The 7,295-nt window shown below is 61.3% G+C and carries 8 protein-coding genes; 7 read left to right on the top strand and 1 reads right to left on the bottom strand.

The genetic code is table 11. The annotated features are described in order from the left end of the window. The 7 genes from M0954_RS23190 to M0954_RS23160 form a co-directional block, all read left to right on the top strand. Positions 1-773, top strand: a 773-nt coding sequence (locus tag M0954_RS23190; protein ID WP_297355736.1) for a DeoR/GlpR family DNA-binding transcription regulator, incomplete at its 5' end; no start/stop codon positions are given. Further along, positions 751-2,031, top strand: a complete 1,281-nt coding sequence (locus tag M0954_RS23185) for a Zn-dependent hydrolase (RefSeq protein ID WP_297355735.1) — start codon at positions 751-753, stop codon at positions 2,029-2,031. The genes M0954_RS23190 and M0954_RS23185, both read left to right, overlap by 23 nt. A 9-nt stretch (positions 2,032-2,040) precedes the next feature. After that, the gene (locus M0954_RS23180) at positions 2,041-2,997 is read left to right on the top strand and encodes a phosphotransferase family protein (RefSeq protein WP_297355733.1); all 957 of its coding nucleotides are present in this window, start codon (positions 2,041-2,043) and stop codon (positions 2,995-2,997) included. Further along, the gene (locus M0954_RS23175) at positions 2,994-3,929 is read left to right on the top strand and encodes a choline kinase family protein (protein ID WP_297355731.1); all 936 of its coding nucleotides are present in this window, start codon (positions 2,994-2,996) and stop codon (positions 3,927-3,929) included. Before M0954_RS23180 ends, M0954_RS23175 begins: the two co-directional genes overlap by 4 nt. Before the next feature lie 277 nt (positions 3,930-4,206). Beyond that, positions 4,207-4,467, top strand: coding sequence for a hypothetical protein (locus M0954_RS23170; protein ID WP_122155918.1), 261 nt, complete (start codon positions 4,207-4,209; stop codon positions 4,465-4,467). Continuing rightward, positions 4,460-5,992, top strand: coding sequence for a sodium:solute symporter (locus tag M0954_RS23165; protein ID WP_122155919.1), 1,533 nt, complete (start codon positions 4,460-4,462; stop codon positions 5,990-5,992). The genes M0954_RS23170 and M0954_RS23165 overlap by 8 nt, the downstream gene beginning before the upstream one ends. A gap of 24 nt (positions 5,993-6,016) precedes the next feature. After that, a complete protein-coding gene (locus M0954_RS23160) occupies positions 6,017-6,670 on the top strand; it encodes an HAD family phosphatase (protein ID WP_297355730.1) in 654 nt (217 codons plus the stop codon). Positions 6,671-6,721: 51 nt separating this feature from the next. Here the strand turns inward: M0954_RS23160 and M0954_RS23155 are convergent. Then, a partial coding sequence (locus tag M0954_RS23155; protein ID WP_297355727.1) for a DNA polymerase domain-containing protein occupies positions 6,722-7,295 on the bottom strand: 574 nt, incomplete at its 5' end.

Raw genomic sequence — 7,295 nt, 5'->3', positions numbered from 1 at the left:
GGAAACTTTGCACTATGCTCAACCAGCCACGGCTCGATGAAATCGTGCGGCTCCTCAGTCAGCAGCAGCGCGTTAAATCGATTGATCTGGCCACGTCCTTCGGGGTATCCGAGGAGACGATTCGCCGTGATTTCAAGTTTCTCGAAGGTCAGGGAAAACTGCGCCGTGTGCACGGCGGCGCCATTCTGCCGCGGCTCAACGAGGAACAGCCGCTGCAGGTGCGCAATCGCATCAAGACGCAGGCCAAGGTAGCGCTCGCCGGTTGTGCCATGCAGATCGTTCAGGAGGGCATGGCCGTGTTTCTTGACACCGGTACGACTACGCTGGCTCTCGCGCAACGGTTGACGGCGTTTGCGAACCTGAAGGTGGTGACCAACTCGCTCGATATCGCCCAGCTTTTGACGCACCAGAGCGACAACCAGGTGCTGGTGACCCCTGGCGATGTGCGCCGTAACGACAATGCATTGATCGGTCCGCACACGCTCGAATTCGCCCGCCAGTTTCACTACGACATCGCATTCATGGGGATCGGCGGCATCGATCTCGAACTGGGTCTGATGGACTACGAAGAATCAGAGGCGCTGCTGCGCAGAACGCTTGTGAAGCATTGCGTGCGCAGTGTGATCCTCGCGGATGACGGCAAGTTCGGCCACCGCACCTTCATCAATACGTTGCCTTTCAGCGCGATCAGCACACTTGTGACGAATCGCCCGTTATCTGACGAGTTTGCAACCCGCATGGAGGACGACCATGTCGACGTTCTCCACTCCTGAGTTACTGCTTCCGGACGAGGCGGATCTGGCCGGGTTCGCCGGCTTGTTCGAGGAAAGCTCGCTGATCGGCGCGACGGCGGGTGGTGGTTTGCATCGCCTTGCGGCCTCAGAAGAGGACGGCCGGGTGCGCGACCTCTTCTGCGGCTGGCTAAAGGAGCGCGGCTTCGACGTGCGCGTCGATGCGGTTGGCAATATCTTCGGACTATTGACCTTCGACGAGCACGCGCCGTATGTGCTGTGCGGCTCGCACCTCGACAGTCAGCCCAGCGCGGGCCGCTTCGACGGCGTCTATGGCGTGCTGGCTGCGGCGGTGGCGATCGCGAGTCTCGCCCGGCAGATCCGCCAGCGCGGCGAACGGCCAGCCTGCAATTTATGCGTCGTCAACTGGACTAACGAGGAAGGCGCACGATTCCAACCCAGTCTGACCGGAAGCAGCGTTTATACGGGTGCGATGACGCTCGAGCAGGCGCTCGCCTGCCGGGACGAACGAGGCATTTCGTTGCAGGCGGCTCTGGACAAGATCGGCTATCTCGGCGACTGGGTGCCGGACATCCACGTCGCGGCGTATGTGGAAACGCACGTCGAACAGGGCTCGGGCCTTGAGAGCAGCAAGCTTGCGATCGGTGTTGTGCGCGAGACCTGGGCCGCGCTCAAATGGCGTGTGCGTTTCGACGGCGAACAGAACCACACCGGTCCCACTCCTATGGCGCAGCGGCGCGACGCGTTGCTGGCCGCGGCGCACGCGGTCGTAGCGGTGCGCGCCGCAGCCGAACCGCATGGGCTGGCCATGCACAGTTCAGTTGGACGGCTCGATGTGTATCCGAACTCGCCGAATGTCGTCGCGTCGCGGGCCACGTTGCTGATCGAGTTTCGCTCGCAGTCGGTCGAACGCCTGCAGGAAACGGCAGAGCAGTTTCAGCTCACGCTCGAGCGCATCGCGAAGCTGACGGGTACCCGCGTCGAAGTCGAGGAGAAACGGCTGCGCTCGCCACTGAAACTCGACCGTGAACTATCGGACCTCGCCCACGATACCGCGGCACAGTTGGACCTGCCCGTGGGCAACAGCGTGACCGTGGCGGGACACGACGCGATCAGCATGAGTCACGTCTATCCCACCTGTCTGATCTTTGTGCCGAGCAGCAACGGTGTCTCGCACAACGAAGCTGAATTTACTGCCGAGCAGGATCTGCGAAACGGCTTGCGCGTGTTGACCGCGCTGCTGTACCGCATCTGCACCCAACCACCCGTCCGACGCTAAGGAGCCGCTGTGGACACGCACACTGCCGAATCGCGGCGACTACTCGAGGCTCTGCACGCGGCCGATTTCTCAGGCGCGATTGCGCTCGAAGCGGGCACCGCTGCGATTGCTTCGCCCATGCGGCTGGCAACGGAATGGGCGGGCTTTGCGGTCAGCACCGAAGGTCAGCGTTACTACGCGAAAGTGCTCTACGAGGACATGGATCCCCTGATCGACGTAGCGCGCAGCGGGCGAGCCAGCGGCTGTGCGGCCGAAACGGGCGCAGCGCCGGGTGTGCGGCTTGTCGATGCGCAGCGTGGGGTCTTGTTGTTCGACGCGCTTCCCCGCCCCGGGTGGAAATGGGCGCACGTCGATGATCTGACCGCCCCGGATCGCCTGCTAGCGCTATGGGCGCTCAAGCGCAAGGTCCATCAAGGACCCGCGCCTGATTTTTTACGCTCGCCTCACGAGGATATTCAGCGGCTGCGGGCGTTGTGCAAGCGTGACGGGGTCTCGCTGCCTGCAGATGCCGCGTGGATCGATGAGTGCGTCGATCTCGCTTGCGCGGCCTTGCAATCCGGTGAAACGCGACACGTGCCGATTCACGGCGATGGCGTTGCCAGCAATGTGATGATCGGACCGCAGGGGCAACTGTGCCTGATCGACTTCGATCGCGGCGGGTGCTTCGACCCGTGGTACGACGTGGCGACGACGCTCAACGACCTGTTCCAGTTCGAAGACGAGTGGCGCGCGGGCGTTGCGGCGTGGGCGGGCCGCTGCGAGGAGGCCGATTATGCACGCTGCCGCCTGTACGCACTGGTCGACGACTGGCTCTGCACGCTTTCTGCCAGTTGGTCTGGGGCTACCTCGGCGCGTCAGGTGGAGTTCACCAAGCTCGGACAATGGACACTGCTGCGTTGCCGGCAAAGCGTGCAGGACGCACGTTTCGAAGCCTGGCTGCGGCAACTTCATGGAGTCGCATCATGAAGAGATTAGGGCAGGCGGCGACCGCCGAGGAACACCAGATCGAGGCGGCGCTCAAGGCCATTCCTGCCTGGCGCAGCCTGACGGTGGGCTATGCGCCGGTGGGCGGCGGCATTTCCAATGCCAATTGGCGGGTCGAGGTGGAAGGAGCGTCGACAGCCTATTTCGTCAAGGTGCCGGGGCAGGGCACCGAGATGTTCGTCGATCGGCGTACCGCTCACGATGCCAGTCTTAAGGCTGCCAATACGGGTTACGGCGCACCGGTGTTCGCGTTTCTGGAAGGACTGGGTGTTGAGGTATTCGAGTTCATGGAAGGATGGAAAGCCTCGTCGAATCGCGATTTTCTCGAGCACGATGTGCGCCATAACGCGCTGCGTGCGCTGAAGGCGTTCAACGACCAACCTCCATTGATTCAGACCAAGACGGTGTTCGACATGATCGATGAACATCAGCGGCAGGTTGCCGCCTTGAACGGGCGTACACCGCCCGATCACGTCTGGCTGTGCCGGCAGTTCGAGCGCGCACGCGCGGCGCTGCAAAGCTCAGGAATCGATCTCAGGCCCTGCATGAACGACACGCTCGCTGGCAATTTCATGTTGAACGATCAGCGAGCGATCCGGCTCGTCGACTTCGAGTATGCGTCGAACAACGATCCCCATTACGAACTGGCGCTGTGGTTCGGCGAGATGTTTTTCACGCCGGAGATGGAATCGGCCCTGATCGAGGAGTACTTCGGGCGCGTGACGCCGCAGACTTTGGCGCGGGTCGCGGTCAACAAGGCGTTGGCGGATCTCAAGTGGTCGACGTGGGCCATGGTCCAGCGCGCGGTGTCGCAAATCGACTTCGACTTCTACAAGTATGGCGTTTGGAAACACATGCGGGCCCGCTCGATCATGCATGACTCCCGCTGGGAACTCTGGTTGCGACAGGTGTAACCAGCCAGAGCGAACCGTCCGCTCGCATCGCGCCGAAGAAAGCGAAGCACCCGGATGAAGCATGGAAGTCGATAGAGCACCTGTGAAGTTGCACCAGTTTTGGCCGTTTGGTTGTTCACTCAAGTCAGACCGGATTTCCGGATGCACCAATCTCATGAATTGTTAGGTATACGAATCACTAAGGCGGTGCGAACGCACCGGTAAGAGCCGCAACGCTCCGCCCTTCGTATGCCGGCAGTCACCTTGTCAATCTGTCATTTGTGCGGAGGCGGAATCGATGAAAGACGCTATCAAAGTAGCCCCTCGGTCGACGCGAAGGATCGTGTTCGGCGCGTATTTCCTGCTCTTGCTGGCGATGGCGCTATTCCCGCCGTTCTACCTGAGCGTCAGTGGCAGCGCCGCGCTCGTGGCGGGGATTCCGTTGCCGATCTTTTACTGGGTGAGCAACGCCGTTCTTGCCGGACTCGGTGTGTGGGCGCTCTACATTGTTGAAAGCGTCAATGGTGAACTTCCCGAGGAGGGAAATCCAAATGGTTAAGTTTAGCGGCGGTAGTGATCTCTACATTACCTTCGGGATGATCGGGATCTTTCTTGTCCTGATGATCGCAGTGCTTTATGCCACCAATCGCAAAAGCACCAGTTTCTCGGACTATGCGGTCGGCGGTCGGTCCTATGGCCCCTGGTTCATCGCGATGAGCTATACGAACTCGTGGTGGCCGGGCTCGACGTTTACCGCGTTCTTCGCGCTTTCAGTGGGCGGCGTGCTGGGTTTCTACGGCATGGTGTACGCCACCCTGGGCGTGACCGCGATGTACCTGATGGCCAATCGCGCGTGGACGTGGGGGAAGCGCTTTAATCTGACCACGCAGCCCGATCTGCTGGGGATGCGCTATAACAGCCCAGCGGTGAAGCGCATTGCTTCGCTGATCGGCATCATCTCGGTGTTCCCGTGGGTCGTCATGGGCATCCAGGCGTTGGCGACGCTGTTCCAGTTCGCGAGTTTCGGACAGTGGACGGTGACGAGTTGCCTGATTGCAGGCGTGGTCATCGTCCTGATCCGGCAGTACTGGACCGTGAGCATGGGTATGCGCGGGCTCATCATGACCGACATGTTTCAGGGCTTGATTGCCTATGTGCTGTGCGCCGCGCTCTGTCTGGTCCTGCTGTCCGGTGCTCAAACGTCGTACTCCCACCTGTCGCAGTTGCCGCCCAAAATGTTGATCATTCCAGGTGGCACGCACTCGACTTATGGCCCGTGGTACATGTTTAGCCTGATTTTCACGGGTGTGATCGGCTCGATGTGCTGGCCGATGAGTTTCCAGCGCATCTATACGGCAAGCGGTGTGCGCGCGGTCAAGAAGGGCACGTTGCTGACGATGCTGCTGGTGGGCGGCTTCTATTGCATCCTGATGCTCTTCGCGGCTGCCGCGAGCGGCGACCCCAAGGTGGCAGCGGATCCCCAGCACGGCTGGTTCCTCGCGCTCTTCGACGTGGGCGGCCCGTGGATGCTGGCGATTTCGATCGTGATCGTGCTGGCGGCGAGTATCGGCCATGTGGATGGTTGCGTGCAGGTGTGCGGCACCCAGTTCGCGAACGACCTGGCAACGTGGACCAGGCCGCGCAGCGACCGTCAACTGACATTGCTGGCGAAGGCCGGCATGATCGTGTTCATCGTCGCGGCGGCGGTGCTGGCCTATTTGACGTTCGACTATAGCCGCCTGCAACTGCTGGCGCAGATTTCCTATCAGGGCATCATTCAGCTCGCCGTACCATTGTTCTTCGGCATATTCTCCCGGCGCGGCAACAAGCAGGGGGCGATCGCCGGCATGCTGGTGGGCATCGCGATTGCGATCGTGTTGACCGCGATCTATCCGGACGACGTGCCTTGGCTCGGTTCGCTGACAAGCGGCATTGTCGGCCTGATCGCAAACTTCGCGGTTTTCGTTGGCTTTGCACTGGCGCTGAAACCGTCTGCTGCCGAAGCGGCGCGAATCCAGGCGCTGTTCGACTCGGTGGAAACCGGCAAGGTCTCGATTCCTGCTGCGACATCCCTGACGACCTGAATCCATTCACTCAAAGGCAATTCGATGGCTTTGGCGATTTTCGATCTTGACGAGACGCTGATCAACGGTGACTGCGCGACCCTGTGGAGCGAGCGAATGTGCTCGCTCGGCTGGGTAGACCGGGCTTCGTTCATGCGAGAAAACGATGCGCTGATGAGCGCCTATAGCGAAGGCAAACTGGCCATGGAGGATTACATGGCTTTTAGCCTCGCGCCGCTCAAGGGGCGAGCGGTCAGCGCAGTGGCGTTGCTCGTCGACGTATTTGTCGACGAAGTCATCGAGCCGCGCATTTACGGCGATGCGCGCCGTACCGTCGACCGGCACCGCACGCTGGGCGACAGGCTTCTGGTGATCTCAGCTTCCGGTGATCACCTCGTGCGCCCTATCGCGGCGCGGTTGGGGATCGCCGACGCGCTCGCGATTGAGCTGGCGACCGACACTGGAACGTACACGGGCGGTACGCGTGGCACGCTGACCTATCGCGAGGGCAAAGTCATTCGACTTGACGAGTGGTTGAGCGCCAGCCATGAAGACCTCGACGGTGCGAGCTTCTACTCCGACTCTCGCAATGACTTGCCGCTGCTGCAGAAGGTGACGAGGCCGCACGCGGTGAATCCCGACGCCGCGTTGCGGACTCACGCAGGGCAAGCAGCATGGCCGATCCTGGCGTGGCGGTGAGAGGCGCGTCGCCGCATCCCGATCAAACGTGACGGGTCTCATCTGCCTCGCCTAAAACAACTCTTTCTGCCCGGTCATCAACGTAGCAAAATCGTCGCTCATAAACGGCAGGATCGCGTCGGCTACCGGTTGTAGCTGGCGCGTCAGATAGTGGTCGTAATCGATCGCCGAGCGCTGCGTCTCCAGCGGTTCGGGACCGGCCACCGTCATCACATACGTGATCCAGCCGCCGTTCTGATACTGCAGCGGCCGGCCCTGCTGCTGGTTGAACTCGTCGGCCATCCGTGCGGCACGCGCATGCGGCGGCACGTTGCGTCGGTACTCTTCGAGATTGCGGCGCAGTCGCCGGCGATACACGAGCAACTCGTCGAACTCTCCGCTCACCGTGCGTTCGACGTAGTCGCGCACAAAGTCCTGATACGGCTGCCGCTTGAAGATGCGCAGATAGAGTTGCCGCTGGAATTGCTGGGCGAGCGGAGTCCAGTCGGTCCGCACGGTCTCGAGTCCCCTGAAGACCATTTCCTCGCTGCCGTCCGGTTTGGCGACGAGTCCCGCATAGCGCTTTTTACTACCTTGTTCGGCGCCGCGGATGGTCGGCATCAGAAAGCGCTGGTAGTGCGTCTCG

This window comes from Paraburkholderia sp. (assembly GCF_026225065.1).
GTDB lineage: Bacteria > Pseudomonadota > Gammaproteobacteria > Burkholderiales > Burkholderiaceae > Paraburkholderia.
The sequence above is the reverse complement of the archived record's forward strand: the minus strand, read 5'-3'. Positions and strand labels throughout refer to the sequence as shown.

Bases quoted from the DNA above. Each gene is read 5' to 3' on its own strand.
- M0954_RS23160 (WP_297355730.1), top strand. From the start codon at position 6,017: ATGGCTTTGGCGATTTTCGATCTTGACGAGACGCTGATCAACGGTGAC.
- M0954_RS23165 (WP_122155919.1), top strand. From the start codon at position 4,460: ATGGTTAAGTTTAGCGGCGGTAGTGATCTCTACATTACCTTCGGGATG.
- M0954_RS23175 (WP_297355731.1), top strand. From the start codon at position 2,994: ATGAAGAGATTAGGGCAGGCGGCGACCGCCGAGGAACACCAGATCGAG.
- M0954_RS23170 (WP_122155918.1), top strand. From the start codon at position 4,207: ATGAAAGACGCTATCAAAGTAGCCCCTCGGTCGACGCGAAGGATCGTG.
- M0954_RS23185 (WP_297355735.1), top strand. From the start codon at position 751: ATGTCGACGTTCTCCACTCCTGAGTTACTGCTTCCGGACGAGGCGGAT.